At 62.8% G+C, this 16,347-nt stretch carries 20 protein-coding genes and 1 pseudogene; 16 read left to right on the forward strand and 5 right to left on the reverse strand.

All coding sequences use genetic code 11. The annotated features are described in order from the left end of the window. From C483_RS07435 to C483_RS07445, 4 genes are all read left to right on the forward strand, one after another. A partial coding sequence (locus C483_RS07435) for a TIGR01548 family HAD-type hydrolase (protein WP_006652742.1) occupies positions 1–822 on the forward strand: 822 nt, incomplete at its 5' end. A 63-nt stretch (positions 823–885) separates the two neighbouring features. Then, positions 886–2,673, forward strand: a complete 1,788-nt coding sequence (locus tag C483_RS07440) for an FAD-dependent oxidoreductase (protein ID WP_006652743.1) — start codon at positions 886–888, stop codon at positions 2,671–2,673. Between the two features lie 548 nt (positions 2,674–3,221). After that, on the forward strand, positions 3,222–3,392 hold the full coding sequence (locus tag C483_RS20400) for a hypothetical protein (RefSeq protein ID WP_169331420.1): 171 nt from the start codon (positions 3,222–3,224) through the stop codon (positions 3,390–3,392). A 225-nt stretch (positions 3,393–3,617) separates the two neighbouring features. Next, positions 3,618–3,848, forward strand: a complete 231-nt coding sequence (locus C483_RS07445) for a hypothetical protein (protein WP_006652744.1) — start codon at positions 3,618–3,620, stop codon at positions 3,846–3,848. On the opposite strand, the gene C483_RS07450 is transcribed toward C483_RS07445, so the two are convergent. Then, on the reverse strand, positions 3,845–4,696 hold the full coding sequence (locus C483_RS07450; RefSeq protein WP_006652745.1) for a glycerophosphodiester phosphodiesterase: 852 nt from the start codon (positions 4,694–4,696) through the stop codon (positions 3,845–3,847). The genes C483_RS07445 and C483_RS07450 overlap by 4 nt on opposite strands. A gap of 146 nt (positions 4,697–4,842) precedes the next feature. On the opposite strand from C483_RS07450, the gene C483_RS07455 reads away from it, so the two are divergent. The 3 genes from C483_RS07455 (at position 4,843) to npdG (ending at position 7,474) form a co-directional block, all read left to right on the forward strand. Next, positions 4,843–5,100 carry a hypothetical protein gene (locus C483_RS07455; protein ID WP_006652746.1) on the forward strand — a complete coding sequence of 86 codons (258 nt, stop codon included), beginning with the start codon at positions 4,843–4,845 and terminating at the stop codon, positions 5,098–5,100. A 191-nt stretch (positions 5,101–5,291) separates the two neighbouring features. Then, positions 5,292–6,713: a hypothetical protein gene (locus tag C483_RS07460; protein ID WP_006652747.1), complete on the forward strand. Its 1,422-nt coding sequence runs from the start codon at positions 5,292–5,294 to the stop codon at positions 6,711–6,713. Between the two features lie 92 nt (positions 6,714–6,805). Then, a complete protein-coding gene (npdG, locus tag C483_RS07465; protein ID WP_006652748.1) occupies positions 6,806–7,474 on the forward strand; it encodes an NADPH-dependent F420 reductase in 669 nt (222 codons plus the stop codon). Positions 7,475–7,582: 108 nt separating this feature from the next. On the opposite strand, the gene C483_RS07470 is transcribed toward npdG, so the two are convergent. Beyond that, positions 7,583–7,885, reverse strand: coding sequence for a thioredoxin family protein (locus tag C483_RS07470; protein ID WP_083860410.1), 303 nt, complete (start codon positions 7,883–7,885; stop codon positions 7,583–7,585). Between the two features lie 253 nt (positions 7,886–8,138). On the opposite strand from C483_RS07470, the gene C483_RS07475 reads away from it, so the two are divergent. The 6 genes and pseudogenes from C483_RS07475 to C483_RS07500 all read left to right on the forward strand — a co-directional run bounded on the left by C483_RS07475 (position 8,139) and on the right by C483_RS07500 (position 10,932). Continuing rightward, a complete protein-coding gene (locus C483_RS07475; RefSeq protein WP_004217418.1) occupies positions 8,139–8,300 on the forward strand; it encodes a preprotein translocase subunit Sec61beta in 162 nt (53 codons plus the stop codon). Positions 8,301–8,424: 124 nt separating this feature from the next. Next, positions 8,425–9,045: a pyridoxal 5'-phosphate synthase glutaminase subunit PdxT gene (gene pdxT / locus C483_RS07480; RefSeq protein WP_006652750.1), complete on the forward strand. Its 621-nt coding sequence runs from the start codon at positions 8,425–8,427 to the stop codon at positions 9,043–9,045. 76 nt (positions 9,046–9,121) lie between these two features. Further along, the gene (locus C483_RS07485; RefSeq protein ID WP_006652751.1) at positions 9,122–9,589 is read left to right on the forward strand and encodes a bifunctional nuclease family protein; all 468 of its coding nucleotides are present in this window, start codon (positions 9,122–9,124) and stop codon (positions 9,587–9,589) included. Then, complete coding sequence (gene hisE / locus C483_RS07490; protein WP_006652752.1) at positions 9,590–9,874, forward strand: phosphoribosyl-ATP diphosphatase; 285 nt, start codon at positions 9,590–9,592, stop codon at positions 9,872–9,874. Between the two features lie 89 nt (positions 9,875–9,963). Beyond that, positions 9,964–10,311, forward strand: a pseudogene (locus C483_RS07495) (four-helix bundle copper-binding protein). A gap of 66 nt (positions 10,312–10,377) precedes the next feature. Then, positions 10,378–10,932, forward strand: a complete 555-nt coding sequence (locus tag C483_RS07500; protein WP_006652754.1) for a hypothetical protein — start codon at positions 10,378–10,380, stop codon at positions 10,930–10,932. 252 nt (positions 10,933–11,184) lie between these two features. Here the strand turns inward: C483_RS07500 and C483_RS07505 are convergent, their stop codons facing one another. Beyond that, positions 11,185–11,568, reverse strand: coding sequence for a DUF5518 domain-containing protein (locus C483_RS07505; protein ID WP_006652755.1), 384 nt, complete (start codon positions 11,566–11,568; stop codon positions 11,185–11,187). 83 nt (positions 11,569–11,651) lie between these two features. Here C483_RS07505 and C483_RS07510 point away from each other — a divergent pair, with 83 nt between their 5' ends. Together C483_RS07510 and C483_RS07515 are read left to right on the forward strand one after the other, a co-directional pair. Next, positions 11,652–12,647 (forward strand): NOG1 family protein, encoded by a 996-nt coding sequence (locus tag C483_RS07510; RefSeq protein ID WP_006652756.1) that lies wholly within the window; start codon positions 11,652–11,654, stop codon positions 12,645–12,647. Positions 12,648–12,718: 71 nt separating this feature from the next. Continuing rightward, on the forward strand, positions 12,719–13,201 hold the full coding sequence (locus C483_RS07515) for a hypothetical protein (RefSeq protein ID WP_006652757.1): 483 nt from the start codon (positions 12,719–12,721) through the stop codon (positions 13,199–13,201). 21 nt (positions 13,202–13,222) lie between these two features. Here C483_RS07515 and C483_RS07520 read toward each other — a convergent pair whose 3' ends face one another. Next, on the reverse strand, positions 13,223–14,515 hold the full coding sequence (locus tag C483_RS07520; RefSeq protein WP_006652758.1) for a TIGR00341 family protein: 1,293 nt from the start codon (positions 14,513–14,515) through the stop codon (positions 13,223–13,225). Between the two features lie 130 nt (positions 14,516–14,645). Between C483_RS07520 and engB the strand changes: the two genes are divergently transcribed. Beyond that, positions 14,646–15,263, forward strand: a complete 618-nt coding sequence (gene engB / locus C483_RS07525; protein ID WP_006652759.1) for a GTP-binding protein EngB — start codon at positions 14,646–14,648, stop codon at positions 15,261–15,263. An 85-nt stretch (positions 15,264–15,348) separates the two neighbouring features. On the opposite strand, the gene ddh is transcribed toward engB, so the two are convergent. After that, entirely contained in the window at positions 15,349–16,332 is a 984-nt protein-coding gene (gene ddh / locus C483_RS07530) for a D-2-hydroxyacid dehydrogenase (RefSeq protein WP_006652760.1), read from the reverse strand. Between the last annotated feature and the right edge of the window lie 15 nt (positions 16,333–16,347).

Below are 16,347 nucleotides of genomic sequence, written 5' to 3' on the forward strand. Positions count from 1 at the left end.
ATCAGAGATGTGTATAAGAGACAGGTCTACGACCCCACGATCCGCAAGGACGACATTCAGCAGTTCAAGGACGCCGGCGGCTTCAACAACGACTGGGAGCTAACCTACGCGGCCGCACTCTACGTGCTCGCGACCGGCGAGGGCTACGACGCGTCGCTCGAAGCGTTCACCGACGAAATCGCTGCTGCGGGTGGCGGACTCGAGGCCGCCGAAAGCGCCGTCCGCGACGGCATCGGCGCACAGGCGACGAAACGCGTCACCGACCGCTGGAATCGCGAGCGCCTCCGCGACATCTTCCAGCAGCTCTACCTCGGCGACGAACTCTATCAGGCACTCGAGGGCGGCGAGCCTGACGACGACCTGCGTCAGGAAGGGTTCATCCACGACGAACCCGTGATCCTCGACGAGGAGACGCGGAACTGGCTGCTCGACGAGGCAGGCGTTTCGGTCGGCGTCCTGACCGGTCGACCCGAGGCAGAGGCCGAAATCGCGCTCGACCGCGTCGGCCTCGCGGGCGACATTCCGGTCGAACACCGGTTTACGATGGACGACTGGGACGAGGGCAAGCCACACCCGCACGCGCTGACGACGCTGGCCGAGCGCTTCGACGCCGACAGCGTCGTCTTCGTCGGCGACACGCTGGACGACGTGCGAACGGCGACGAACGCGAGTGAGGCGGATCCGAGCCGTGCGTACTACGGCATCGGCGTCCTGACCGGTGGCCTCACCGGCGCAGAAGGTCGACAGAAGTACGATAACGAAAACGCAGCGGCGGTACTCGAATCGATCAACGACCTCCCTGCGTTGCTCACGGACGAGTAAGTCGGCGGAAACCGGCAGGTTCGCACGCCCGTTTTTTGCCACCGCTCGGTGTAGCGTGGTCCCATGACCGCACCCGACCCCTCGTTTTCCTGTGACCCCACCCTGCCCGGCGAGCCGACTCCCGTCTGGCTCGCGGAACCGGCCGACGCGGCACTCGATAGGCCAACGGGTGATGCAACTGGCGACTCAGCAGGTGAATCAGTCGGCGAACCTGCCCCCGCGCTCACAACAGATCGAACTGTCGACGTCTGCATCGTCGGCGCTGGCATCGCCGGCCTCTCGACTGCACTCGAGTTGCGCGAGCGCGGGAAGACGGTTGCAGTCCTCGAGCGTGACCGGATTGCAGCGGGTATCACGGGCAAGTCGACGGCGAAGTTGACCAGCCAGCACGGAGCGATCTACGACTACCTGCGACGGGAGTTCGGCCGGCGAGAGACGAAGCAGTACGCGACTGTACAGGAGGAGGCAATCGACGCGGTCGAGCGCCGGATTGAGGAGTTCGGAATCGATTGTGGCTTCGAGCGCCAGCCCTCGTACCTCTACGGAAACGATCGAGATACGATCGAACGCGAGACCGACGCCGCCGAGTTGGCGGGATTGCCGGCGACGTTCGTGACCTCGGTGCCGCCGTTCGAGCGGGCCCAGGCGGCCGTCCGGTTTGACGACCAGGCATGGTTCCACCCACGGCAGTACCTTCTCGGAATCGCGGACGTACTGGGGGACGACGACGGCGCGACCGTCTACGAAGGTACTCGCGTGACGGGCGTCGAGTCCGGCACGCCGTGTCGCGTACAGACCGAGTCAGCGACGGTGACCGCCGAGCAGGTCGTCCTCGCGACCGGCTTTCCAATTCTCGACCGGGCGGGCTACTTCGCGCGGATGCACCCGAAACGATCGTACGTGCTCGCGCTCCGCCTCGACGGCGAACCACCCGAGGGGATGTACTACCGGACGGGCGACAACTACCGCTCTGTTCGGACGTATCGCGGCGCTGGGGGTGGGGATGACGGGAACAATGAGGGAGAGAACGACGACAGCGATAGCAGGGGCGACGGAAGCAGCGGAGACCTCCTCCTCGTCGGCGGCGAAAACCACAAAACCGGCCAGGGCGGCTCGACGGTCGAGCGCTATCGCACGCTACTCGAGTGGGCCCGCGAGCGATTCCCCGTCGAATCGGTCGCCTACCGGTGGTCGAATCAGGACTACAAACCGGTCGACAAGGTGCCGTTCGTCGGCCGCGTCGGCGCGGGGGCGCAGAACGTGTACGTCGCCACCGGCTTTCGCGGCTGGGGAATGACGAACGGTGTTGCCGCCGGCCAGTTGCTGGCCGCACTCATCGACGGCCGCAAGCCGCCCGAACGGAAGTTGTTCGATCCGATGCGGGTCACCCCGAAGGCGTCGGCGGGCAAGACGATCACCGAGAACGTCGACACCGTAAGCGAGTTCGCGACCGACTGGCTCCGTGCGATGCTCACGCCCGAACTGCGCTCGCTCGACCCTGGCGAGGGGACCGTGATCCGCAGCGGGGGGAAACCAGTGGCGTGTGCGCGGGATGCCGACGGCGACCTGCACGCGACCTCGGCCGTCTGCACCCACATGTACTGTCTCGTCGAGTGGAACGACGCCGAGTGTAGCTGGGACTGCCCCTGCCACGGTTCGCGGTTCGCGCCGGATGGGGAGGTGCTTCAGGGGCCGGCGAACGAGGGGCTCTCGAGTGCAAGCGTCGACAGTGGTGTCGGTACAGGTGGTAGCGCAGGCACCGAAACAGGTGTGAACATCGACATCGACAGCGGTGGAGTGGGTGGCGAAGGCAGGAGCGAGGGGAGGGACGGAGATGAGGGAGGGGATTGAGGAGAAGGCGACGGCAGCGAACACGAAACTCTGTTGAAATCAGTGACCGGGGACAGGAGTCGAGAGATGTGCTGAATACAGAGAATAACCTCATCACGGAGTCTGTCTGGCTGTACAGGTGAAAAGGCACTAATTCACCCGGAGAGAGATGTTCGCATGAACCGATCCAAACAGTTTGGTGTCGGGTCGGTAATAATAGCACTCTCAGCCCTCCTCACCGGTGGCACGACGCTTGTTGGAGGGCAAGATGGTGCTAGTGAGGTGTTCGGACTGGCTGGTATTGTCGTCGGTATTTCATTACTCGTGATTGGAGTCGGAATGTACCGCGAATGGGAGGGGTTCTCGGTAGTTCAATAGATGCCGTATTCACACTCTGTATGCAGCACCAGTTCAGCAGACTATCGTTTTCCGGTAGTTCAAGGCTACTGCATGCAGAGGATGGATGCATCACGACAGCCACATTTATTTCACTAGTCCTAATTGAATAGTATCCCCCACTACACGTCTTTGTTGTACACTCTTTTAGTGTGTCAAACGTACAGATAGATATGCTCTGGACGATAATCGCCGGATTTCTGATTGTCGTGATTGGAACGTATATCGGCGCAAAGATGGCATTTCGGTCGTTCTTCGGTCGGGACTTCATAGACCCCGAGACGGGTGAATTCACCCTACCTGAGTCAGCTTTTGACGATTCAGTGGAAGAAGCAGATCGGTAAGTAACGGTTCTACACTGACGATCACTCCTCTTCGAAGACCGGCTCTCAGATCGTGCCATATTCGTGCTCTGTATTCAGCACACACGTTGGAGCAGTATCTGTGGATCTCAACAGAGTCGAACTCGAGTACCACCTGCTCCCAACGATGGAAAAGACGCACAGTTTTTACCGTCAGAGAAACATCAAACCAGAAGATTGTTTGGCACCCACCATGCTGGGGAGAGTATGGATCGGACTGACGTGTTCCTCGCGCTCATCACCTTCCTACTGGCGGCACTCGTCTACGAGGTCAGCGGCCCGAATACGCCGGGTATCATCGCTGTCCCCGTGTTGTTACTCCTCTACTCGATTCCGATCTACCTCGGCGCTGCCTTCGTGTCCAAACTGGCTGCAGCAGGGAGCCCGGTCGCGGACCAGACAGAGCGTGCAAACCAGACGAGCAATCGGGACGATTAACGGCTCAGTGGGTCCGGGCTACGCTGGAGTCCCGGATACTCCGCAATGATCCCATCCACACCCGCCGCCGCGAGCTGGTCGTACTGCACCCAGGTCTCGACCGTCCAGACGTTGACCGCGCGTCCCTCCTCGTGGGCAGTCTCTACGATGTCGACAGCCGGCTCCGCGGAACCCAACCCTGCGTACTCAGTCCCAGCGAGAGGGATACCGGCAATCGCGTTTCGTGGCGGGTGAATCGCCTCGCAGTCGTACCGCCGTGCGAGTTCGATCCCGGACTCGAGTGCATCCCAGACGAGAACGGCAGTATCGTACTCGGGGCCAACCTCGCGAGCCGCGGCGAGTGCGCCCTCGCAAAACGACGAAAAGAGGATGTCGCCGCCGAACGCGTCGCAGTCGGCGACGACGCGCTCGACGAACGGCGTCCACAGCGCACGCCGTTCCGCTCGCTCGTCCGGCCCCAACGACTCGGCGAAGCGCAGGTCGTTCGCCCCGCAGTGTTTCAGTTCGACGTTGACCCCGACGCTGTCGGGAACAGCTGCGAGAACGTCGGCGAGCGTCGGCACTGGCTCGTCGGTTCCGAGCACGCTGGCAGTCTGGATTGCCTCGAGATCGGCCTCCCAGACGAATCCCTCGGCGTCGGTGAGCAGACGGCCAGCACGCGAGCGAGACGGGTCGCCCTCGAGTCGCCTGTCGTGGATGACGACCGGTGTGCCGCAGGCGGCGGGCTGGACGTCGAGTTCGATCATCGCGGTGTCCTCGCGGGATGCAGCGGCGACGGCCGCACCGACTGTGTTCTCGGGTGCGACGCCGGCATAACCGCGATGGGCGATGAGTGCGGGATCGGACATGTACTCGAGTCGACGCACGTGGTGGAGTGTCTTGGGGGCTACGACGGCTGGTTCAGTTCGGGGCTGCGAAGCGAGAGGGTTGTGGAGGTCGAACGGCGGCGCGCACCGCGGACACGTTGAACACCCTGGCCGTCGAACGACAGTCCATGGCCGACAGCACGCTCGACGATGTCAGACGAGCACTCGATCGCGCGACCGAACTCGAGGAGGACGAGGCGTTGTCCGTCCTTCGAACCGCCCGCGAGGATCTCGATGCGCTCGGAAACGACGCGGACGTCGACGAGGAACGGCGACGGGAACTCGTGGATCGCGTCGATCAGCGCATCCGCGAGGTCGAGAACCGGGACGACTACGACAGCGGCCTCGGCGCGGCGATGAATCCGGACGAAGACGAGGCACCGTAATAGTCGTCAAGCCGACGGCAGCGGCCGGGATGCGAGAAAGTAGTAGCGTCCACCTACAGCACTGTAGCCGTACATGCTGTACCGTTCTGATATCGGCGAACGGTTGCACGAGAGATAATCGACACCTAATACGCCATTGTGACCGCAAACGGTCGGGGTCCTTTTATCACGCTCTCGGTGACCGCTCGACTATGACGAAGCCATCCCGACGCCGACTGCTTCAGGGACTCACAGCGGGGGGAATCACGCTCGGCGCAGTGCAGTGGAGCGACAGGACGGCGCGCGCGCGTCGGCAAACAACGAACACGAACGCGAATACGGACACACACACGGACACCGAGGGCTCGCTCTCGGTCTCGATCATCGAGACGAACGCGCCCGTACCCGCCGGCGAGTACCTGCGGGTTGAGACAGCACTCACGAATACTGGTTCGACGGACATCCGAACCGAGGTCACACTGGTCGTCGGGTTCGGTGAGACGGAGGTAACACGCCGCGGAATGACGATTGGCGCTGGCGAGACGGAGACGATTCGGCAGGGGTTCTATACCTACCCCGTCCCGCAGGACGACGAGTTCCCCGTGCGTGTCGAAACGCCACACGGCGTCGCCGAGCAGACGGTCACCGTCACCGCAGCCGAGGCGTTGCCGAGCGCCCGTCCCGACAGCGAACTCGCCGTGCAGCCGGGCACCGAGGTGCTGTTCGAGGCCGAAGCGCTCGACCCGGACGAGTCCCAGACGACGATCTGGTGGGTCGACGGCGAGAGCGTGACCAGCGGCGTCGGCGGGGCCTGGGAGTGGCAGTACTACGAAGAGATCGGCGCAGACTTCTGGTGGCACGAGTTCGAAGACCCCGGGAGCCACGAGGTGACCGCGGCCGTCATTCCGGACGATGGACCAACCGGACCCGGGGAGACGGCCGAAGAAACCTATGCTGCCCGCTGGGAGGTCGAGGTAACCGACGACGGCGCGGCATCGCCGTCCGTTGAGGGCGTGCGGCCGACCGAACGCGTCGTCTCGATCCAGGAGGGAGACCAGGTCGAGTTCGAACTCGAGGCGACCGATCCGGACGGCGGACTCGACCGCGTCGTCTGGTGGCTCACCCAGGCAGACCGTATCCTCGGCGTGACCGAACTCGAGGGCGACGCTGACACGGCGGTCCTCTCGATGGACGGTGGCTGTCACACCTGTCACGTCGTGCCGTGGGTGATCTGCGACGACGGCACCGCTACCACACTGAGTTCGCGGTGGGAGATTGACGCAGTCGGGGATGAGGACGACGAGGACGAGAGTGGGGATGACGACGGAACGGGCACCGACCAACTCGGCCTCTCGATCCAGGGAACGAACTCACCCGTCGACGCCGGAGAGTTCCTCGAGGTGACCGCGACCGTGACGAACGACGGGACTGAGACGCGAACGACGTCAGTCGAACTCGTCGTCGGGCACGACCCGACCGGTGTCGACAGCGAGACAGTGACGCTCGAACCCGGCGAGAGCGAGACGCTGACACTCGGGTACGAGACGTACGAAACCAGCCAGGACGAGCAGTTCCCCGTCCGCGTCGAGAGCGACGGTGTCACAGCCGAGACGAGCGTGCAGGTGTTCGCCTGAGACCACCGACTGAAAACACTCTGGCCGCAAACTCACGGCGAGATCAACCGATCCCCGCACCCTTTATTCGAGTGCCGACGAGAGTGACAGGTATGCGAATCGCACTACTCGGCGGTACCGGCGACATCGGCGAAGGACTCGCACTCCGCTTCGCCCGCGATACCGACCACGAACTCCTCATCGGCTCGCGCGACCCCGAAAAAGCGCGCGACGCCGTCGAGGAATACAACTCGGTACTCGAGTCCCACGACGCCACAGCAGATTGCAAGGGCTTTGCCAACGAGATGGCCGCAGACCGCGCTGACGTCGTGATCCTTAGCGTGCCGCCGTACCACGTCGGCGACACCGTCGAAGCTGTTGCGGACGTCCTCGACGCGGACACGATTCTGGTCACCCCCGCTGTCGGCATGAAGGGCGACGAAGACGGCATGCACTACCACCCGCCGGGAACGGGCAGCGTCAGCGAACTCGTCGCCCAGCGCGCACCGGACGGCGTTCCCGTCGTCGGGGCGTACCACAACCTCGCGGCCGGAAAGCTCGCGAACATCGAACTCGAGTTCGATCTGGATACGCTGCTCGTCGGCGACGATGCGGACGCGAAGGAGACGGTTCGGAATCTGACGAACGAGATCGACGGGCTGCGCGCGCTCGATGCCGGGCCGCTCGCGAACGCGGCGGAAGTCGAGAGTGTGACGCCGCTGGTCATCAATATTGCAAAGCACAACGAGGAGCTGCACGACGTTGGCGTGAAGTGGGTCTGATTTCGGCGATCTCAGTTTCGACGGACGCAGCACAACCCAAAATCACCCTCCAGCGCAACCGCTCACAGTGCGCGTCTGGGAGAAACGAAAAGTCGAGTCGCAGAGAGTTTATGCGCCCGCGGACTCGAGTGCGTCCTCGAGATCCTCGCGTTGGGTGACGCCGACGAAGCGCTCGACGATGCCGTCGTCGTTCTCGATGATCAGCGTCGGCAGCGAGCGTACCTGGTACTCGTTGGCGACGTCTTGCTGTTCGTCGACGTTTACCTTCTCGACATCGAAGCGACCATCCCAGTCGTCTTCGAGCTCTTCGAGGATCGGGTCCTGCGTCTTGCAGGGGCCACACCAGTCCGCGTAGAAGTCCTTGAGCGTGACAGTCATACGGTTCAGCGCTAGTTGCCACGCGCGGCGCATAAGGGTTTCCCAGTCGTGACGGCTTGCCGCCATCGCGGATGAGATGGTACAGCGAGCAGCGGACAGCAAGCCGCGAACCACGAACCGCGAGCCCCAAAACCGAACAGCGACCACCGAGCGGCGAGGGTACTCGAGTCGGCCCACCGAACGAGCCGCCCAGACTGGCGACGGCCAACTTCAGACACGGGCAACTTCGGACACGGGCAACTCCGGGAGTCGAAAGTTTTAGTTCCCGGAGCGCATAGGGACTGGTATGGATAAAGGACAGAACACTGGCGGGCTGATGTCCAGTGCCGGCCTCGTCCGGTACTTCGACGCGGAAGACTCGAACGCGATTCTCATCAACCCGAAGACGGTCATCGCGACGGGCGTCCTGATCGGCGTCCTCGTGCAGCTGCTGACGTTCGTTTCGTAAGCGTCGCAGGTACCCATTTTCGCGTCAGTATTCACATTGACAGCCAATAGCGTCCAGTACCCGATAGCGACAGGTTTCGTCGCCGTGCGCGCCATTTTTGACCCTCGTCTCCCTACCGCCAGCCATGACACTTCAGGCGGGCGTCGTCGCCGTGCAGGGCGACGTCGCAGAACACGTCACAGCCATCGAGCGGGCCGCGGAGACCCACGGACGCGACGTCGAGGTCCGCGAAATTCGCGAGTCGGGACTCGTCCCCGACTGTGACTTCCTCGCGATGCCCGGCGGCGAGTCCACCACGATTTCACGATTACTCCACGACGACGGCATCGCACCCGAAATTCAGGACCACGTCGCGGCCGGCAAACCGCTGTTCGCCACCTGCGCCGGCCTGATCGTCGCCGCGGCCGACACCGGCGACGAGCGCGTGGACGAACTCGAGTTGCTCGACGTGACGGTCGAGCGAAACGCCTTCGGCCGACAGAAGGACAGTTTCGAAGCGCCGCTCGACGTAGCGGGGCTCGCGGATGACGAGCCGTTTCCGGCGGTGTTCATCCGCGCGCCGGCGATCGCGGACGCGGGATCGGCCGAGGTGCTCGCGACGTGGGACGGACGACCGGTAGCGGTGCGAGACGGGCCGGTCGTGGGGACTTCGTTCCATCCGGAGCTAACGCCAGATAGCCGGATCCACGGACTGGCGTTCTTCGAGAACGACGAGGCGGCGCTACCGGCGTCGGAGTCCGCATAGGAGTACCCACCGACACAGCGCGGGTATGCGTTCGCAACCGGGCACGTTTTTCTTCCCGGCCGCCGTCGCTAGGGCTATGCAGGCATCTATCGACGCGGTTCGCGTTGCCGGCACCCCGCAGGGACCGGTCCCCGTCGTCGTCCTCGAGATCGACGGCAAGAACGACGTGGTCCCCATCTTCATCGGATTCAACGAGGCCTCGAGCATCGCTCGCGGCCTCGAAGCCGAAGATATCGGTCGGCCGTTGACCCACGACCTGTTGCTCGATGTGATGGAAGAGTTGGGCAGTCGAATCGACCGCGTCGTCGTCAGCGAGATCGAAAACCGTGAGGACGGCCAGGGCGGCACCTACATCGCTGACCTCCACGTGGCGACCCCCCGCGGCGAGACCGTCATCGACGCCCGGCCGAGCGACTCGCTCGCGCTCGCCGCACGAACGAACGCCTCGATCGAGGTCTCGGAGGCCGTCTTCGAGGACAGCCGAGACGACAGCGAGAAGTTCGAGGAGTTAGAAGACATCCGCAACGTCTCCGGTGAATTGTAAATGGACGATACGCTCGACGAGCTGTTCGCCGTCATCGAAGATCGCAAGGAAACGCTGCCCGAGGACTCTTACACCGCCTCGCTGTTCACCCACGAGAAGGGCGAGAACGCGGTACTCGAGAAGCTCGGCGAAGAGACGACGGAACTCATTCTCGCGGCGAAGGACGACGACGAGGAGGAAATTGCCTACGAGGCGGCGGATATCGTCTACCACCTGCTCGTGTTGCTCTCGATGAAGGACATGGAGATCGAGGATCTCGAGGCGGAACTCGAGGCACGGCGCTAAGTTGCTGGTTCGTTGGCATACTGACCTGCTGATTACGCCTTGCAAACGCCCATCGGGCGTTGATGAGCAGTGCCGATGTCCGTTCACCGATGGCACTCGACCAGCTTCCACATGCGGACGACCACATGCAGGAGTGTGTCGACAACTGTCTCGAAGCCGCACAGGTCTGTGAGTGGTGTGCAGACGCCTGCGCCGAGGAAGGCGAGGGAATGGCCCGCTGTATCCGGCTCTGCCGGGACGTTGCGGACGTCGCGACGCTACACGCGCGCTGGATGGCGCGGAACTCGGGTTACCACCGTGACCTCGCCGAACTCTGTGCGGACCTCTGTGAGGAGTGTGCCGAGGAGTGCGAATAGCACGACCACGACCACTGCCAGGCCTGTGCGGAGATCCTGCCGGAGTGTGCCGAAAGCTGCCGAGAGATGGCAGCGAGCTAACCACAACGGTGACGAGCCACGAAACGCAACCGAACATTTTTGCGACAATTCGTTGAAGAGATCCGTATGAGCTTGCCACCCCGCCGCAGCGCCGACCTCGGACGCGGAATCGACAGGCTGGCAGCCGGCTGCAAGCGGTACGGACCCGGACGACTTCCGAAGGCCGAAAATCACGCTGTCGGAGCGGGATACGCGGGTGCGAGCGCAGCGATTTGTGCGGCAATATTCTACGCCGGAATCTCCACAGTGGTCGGTTCGGTTGGACTGGATGCAACAGCAGATTTCGTCAATATCGCGGTAGCTGCTCTGGCACTTCCGTTCGTTGTCCCTGCCGCTTTCGCTATCGGATATGCTGGGTGGAAAATCGTGACGCCGACCTCGCCTGTTAGTGGATTGGTGTGTGGATTTCTGGGTGTGTTCGCAACCTACGGCGTTGCCCTCCTCTTGTTCGGAATACTGGTGACGGTACCTGAGGTGCTTTCGGGTGCGTCCCCTCTCAGAGCAGCCGTCTTCTCATGGGGCGTCATCTATTTTGCGTTCATAGAAGCGTGGTGGGCAGCAGTGCCTATCGGCACGATGAGTGGCTTTGTCTACGTTGCAGTTATCTCACCGACAGAGTGAATTATCGCACTGTAGACAGTAATCTGTAGCAAAAGTACTTCCACCTCGTCTCGTTCGCGATCGTCCTCCTGCTCGCTGTCGGACTCCACGCGACCGACGGATCGGACGCGGTTCTGCGGAACGCTGCACCGCTAACCGCGCTCATCGCGATCGTTGCAGCCACGTTCACAGTCTGGTTCACGCTCCCCCTCGGCTGTCTGAGCGGTGCGATCTACGAACGCGCTCGCACTCGATTGGTTCCGAACGCGTCCGCTACCGGCGCGGGTTCGGATTGAGCACGCCGCCGACCGCGCCAGCGATGGCGCTCTCGAGTGCCATCACGAACGAGATGGCGAGCGCGACGAGCAGGATACCGAGGCCGGCGACGCCGGAGAAGAGACCGCCGATCGGCCCGGCGGCCCAGCCCGAAACCGCGACGATGAGGGCGATGAGCGTGCCGCCGACGAGTCCGCCGAACGCACCGGCGAGCAGTCCGTGCCAGAAGCCACTGCCGAGGCCGCCGCCGGCGAGGTAACCCGCAACGAAGCCGCCGAACAGGACGGCAACGAGCTGTCCGATGCCGGGAACGACCACGCCGACCACGCTCAGGACCGTTGCGACCAGGAACCCGATAATAACCGCGCGCCAGTTAGTCATCGTGTCTCTCTTCGCGTCGTGAACGGATAAGCGCTCGCCGCATAACGAACGACCTTTTAAGACCGCGCGTTCTATCTGTGAGCATGATTTTCGAAGACCTTCCGACGACGCCCACGTCGGAAGAGCTGATCGACAAGGCGTTTTCGCGGGCAGCGCGGGCCGGCAAGGCCAAAGGCGGCCTCGAGGCCCAGCAGTCGATGCTCCAGACCGCGGCGAATATCATCTCGGACAACCTGGAGAACGTCGTCACGGCCTGGCCGGACTTCGAGTACGAGGACGACGTCCACCCGTTCTACTACGAACTCGCGGACGCGATCGTCGACGTCGACGAGCTACGACAGGCGCTCTCGGAGACGATGTGGGCTAGCCGAAAGGCCCGCGAGATCCACAACGAGTACCAGCCGCGGCTCCGCAAGACCGATATCGACACCGCCCGCAAGCACCGCAAACAGGCGTTCGCCCGACTCGCGGACATCGTCGAGCAGGTCGACGACGAACTGCTGTACATCAACAAATCGCGAAACGATCTGCGCGATTTGCCCGAGATCAACCCCGAGGAGCCAACGATCGTCGTCGCCGGCTACCCGAACGTCGGCAAGTCCTCGTTCGTCAACGACGTCACGAGCGCCCGCGGCGAGACGGCCTCCTACCCGTTCACGACGAAGGGAATCGGCGTCGGGCACTTCGAACACGAGCACATCCGCCACCAGATCGTCGACACCCCCGGCCTGCTCGACCGACCACCGGCGGAGCGCAACGAGATTGAATCCCAGGCCGTCAGCGCCATCGAACACCTCGCCGACTGCATGCTCGTGATGGTCGATCCCAGCGCCGAGTGTGGCTATCCGCTGGCATCCCAACTCGAGTTGCGCGACTCGATCGCGGCGCAGTTCGAGACGGTGCCAGTGTTGACGATCGCGAACAAGGTAGACCGCGCGGAGGCGTGGGATGAGAGCCTGCTCGATGCGTTGGACGCGGACTACGAGATGAGCGTCGAGACGGGCGAAAACGTCGAGACAGTGTTAGAGGCGGCCGTTGAGGCGATCGACTTCGAGCCTGAGTTGCCGTTCGACGGCTAGGCGAGTCATGGAGTCACGACGAATCAGGGAGGTACGGGTATGAACGCAGAGATGTACGCGCGAGGGAAGCCATGAAGGGACCAGGCATCTTCAGCATGCTCCAGATCGCCGCCGGACTCTCGATGGCGGGGCCGATGTTCGTCGTCGGTTTCGAGTTCGTTCGAACGGACCGCATCGTCGCCGGCATCGGTTTTTTCCTGCTTGGAGCGATCGCACTCTACTTCCCGACGTATCTCGTCAAGCGTATCGGTGGGCCGCGAAACTGGCTTCGCTGGCTGGCCAGCAGCGTGTGGTCAGCAGTGAAGCCAGGGTCGGACTCGAGTGGAGACCGGGAATCCGTAAACGGAGACGACAGTCGACGACAGTCGTTGCAATCGACGGTTTTTGGAACACGGAGACAGACGGAATCGACGGTAGAGACGGCAGAGAAGGCAAAGGAGCCAGAGAAGGCAGAAAAGACAGAAACGGTAGAGATGACGGAGAAGGAACGCAAATCGGATTCGGAGGCAGAGTCGACGCGATCCAGCCGGCTCGAGCGATTTCTCAGACGATAGAGTCGAAAACCGTCACCGTCCTCAGCGCTCGACCTGGCCGATATACCTAATCTCGACGATCACGTCCTCGTTCGTCTGTTGGTTGATCCGCTCCGCTAACGTATCGGCAATGCCGGGCTCTTCTGCACCCGGCGGGCCGCCGATCGTCACGATGACACGTTCAGGCCCGACGAACGGGTAGTCCTCGTCGACGATCACCTCTGTTTCGATGAGTTGGTACTCCGCGAACTCGGCGTCGTCGAGGACGATTTCGGCCTCGTTCTGTGCACTCTCCTCGAACGTCGCAAGCCCATAGGATGCGTAGGTGATTCCGCCGAGGAAGACGGCGAAGATGAACACGATTGCGGCGAGTCCGATGACTCGCTCGCGGACGCGTTTTTCTGTTTCGTCCCGCGAGAACAGGTTTTCGGGACGATAGCCAGCGTACCAGAGCGTCAACAGTCCGGCGAGGTTCACCGAGAGCACGTTGACGAGCACGAGTGCAGTCGAGCCGATCGCGGCCGACGGCTCTCCCCAGGCGATGGCGACGCCAGCGGCCGCAGCGGGCGGAATGAGGGCAGCCGCGATCATCACCCCGACGAGCGCGACGGAGATCCCAGTCGCGATGCTCACGATGCCGGCGACACCCGCTCCGAGTGCGACTGCGAGCGAGAGTAAGTCCGGTGTGAGTCGTTCGGAAATTTCGTCGATGGATCCGATATCGAGGCCCGGTGGAACGATGTTCGTCGTTCGGACCAGCCAGGCGAAGACGGCCGCAGCCGCGATCGCGAGGATGATGCCGATGAGCTGGTAGAGAATACTCTCGATGAACAGCTCCTCGTCGTCGATCACGGAGCCGACACTCGCGCCGAGTGCCGGCCCGATTAGCGGTGCGATGACCATCGAACCGACGACGACGGCCGGCGAGTCGAGCAGCAAGCCAGCGGTTGCGACGACGGCGCTCACAATCGTCATCGTCGCGTAGACGCCGAACGTCGGTGTCAGCGACTCCGCTTCGGCCTGCAACTCCTGACGCGAGATGCGGTCCGACTCGACGTCACCTTTCTCGTACTCGTCTCGAAGTGCCTGAAATCGACGTGAGACTACCGTTTCGGCGTCGACGACGACAGTGTAGGCGTCCTCGTCGATCCCGGCCTCCTGCAGTTCGTCCAGTACAGGTTCGACCGCAGGAGATGGCAGCGGAAAGTAGATGACGGCGGTGTACTCTCGGTTGCTGGCCTCGTCCGTGACGACGTAATCGATTTCTCGCTCGTCGAGCGTCTCGAGAATCGTCTCTCGTCTCCCGGTTGGAACCGTCAGCTGTACGAGGCGCACGTGAGCCACTGAGTACCTGGGGGATTATAACTTGGGGGCATCGTCTCGCCGTCTGATGGTATCTGGCGTCGGGACTGCAGTAGCCAACCGGTCACGGTGCTTATAAACCCGAGAGCGCCGTAGCGGCGGTATGTTCGATACCCGTCCCAATCGCGAGGCCGAGGTCATCCTCGTCGGCCGTTCGAACGTGGGCAAGTCGACGCTCATGCGCGAACTCACCGGCCACAGCTTCGATACGGGTGGCAACCCCGGCGTCACCCGCAGTCCGAACCACTACGACTGGGCACCCGAAGACTTCGTCATCACTGACCTCCCCGGCTTCGGCTTCATGAGCGGCGTCCACGAGGACCAACGCGAGCAAATCAAGACGAACATCGTCCAGTACATCGAGGAGTACGCCGACAACGTGCTCGTCGCAGTTCTGGTCGTCGACGGCAAGAGCGTCATCGACATCATCGACCGCCACTCCGGCCCCGACGAGATTCCCTACGATGTGGAGATGTTCCACTTCCTGCGGGAACTCGAGATTCCCACCGTCGTCGCCGTCAACAAGATGGACAAAGTCGACGACCGCGACGAGCGATTGAACGAACTCTGTGACCGCCTCGGCATCCTCCCGCCGTGGAAGCAGTGGCAGGAGACCATCGCACCGATCACCGCGAAGAACGGCCAGATCAGTTCGCTGAACGAGTCGGTTCGGGAGCACCTGCACGAACAGAACCGGGACGATCTGTTCAAATTCTTCTAAGTGCTGTCTTGTTGCGGGCCCTCTCTCACTCTGGTCAGTCGAACCGCTTGCAAAAATCTACGCCAAAAAGACTGCCAAGCGAACACTACACAACGCGGTTGACGAACGGCTCCTCCGCCGCGAGTCGGTCGACGTTCTCCCGAACTAGTCCGCCAACATCACGGAAGTAATCCACCGTAAACGCGGCACAGTGGGGCGTGATGATCACCTCGTCCATCTCCCACAGCGGAGACTCCTCTGGCAGCGGCTCCGTCTCGAACACGTCGAGACCCGCGCCTTCGATCGAGTTGGACTCGAGTGCATCGACCAGCGCGGGTTCGTCCACGATGGAGCCGCGGCCGACGTTGACGAAGTAGGCGTCGTCGCGCATAGCGTCGAAGAACTCGGCGTCGGCGAGGTGGTTCGTGTCGTCGGTGAGCGGGAGCGTGATGATCACGAAGTCGGCGTCGGCGACAGCCGTGTGGCGGTCTTCGGTCGCGAACACCTCCTCGAAGCCGGGGACCGGGTCGCCGGAGCGGCGGACGCCGGTGACGTGGACGCCGAGCGAGCCGAGGGTGTCGGCGACGCCGCTGCCGAGCGTGCCGGTGCCGAGAACGCAGGCGGTCTTGCCGGGCAGGGTGAACGCCTCGTCCCACGCGGGGCGATCCCAGCGGCGGTCCTGCTGGGCGGCGATTGCGGTGTGGAGCCGCCGGGAGAACGCGAGGAGGTAGCCCGCGACGGTTTCGCCGACCGTGCGGTCGTGAATTCCCGTGCTGTTGGTGAGGATCACGTCGTTCGCTTCGAACTCGTCGAAGGGGAAGCGGTCAACGCCGGCCTGGATGGAGTGAACCCACTCGAGTTCGAGGAACGAATCGTAATGGTCCCGCGTGACGATGGCGTCGCACTTGCTGATGCCGTCGGTGTCGACGACTTCCACGTGAACGGGGAGGTCGGCGAGTTCGTCGGCGAGTTCGGTCGGTGGGAAGACGTTGCCGACGGAGTCGTGGATGCCGAGGAACGTGATTTCGCGGTCGGTATCGGGATCGGCGTTCGAGTTCGAGTCGGACGCCTCGTCTGAACTAGATGGCATACCCCCCGGTACGGA

It is taken from the genome of Natrialba hulunbeirensis JCM 10989, assembly GCF_000337575.1.
In the GTDB taxonomy this organism is placed as follows: domain Archaea; phylum Halobacteriota; class Halobacteria; order Halobacteriales; family Natrialbaceae; genus Natrialba; species Natrialba hulunbeirensis.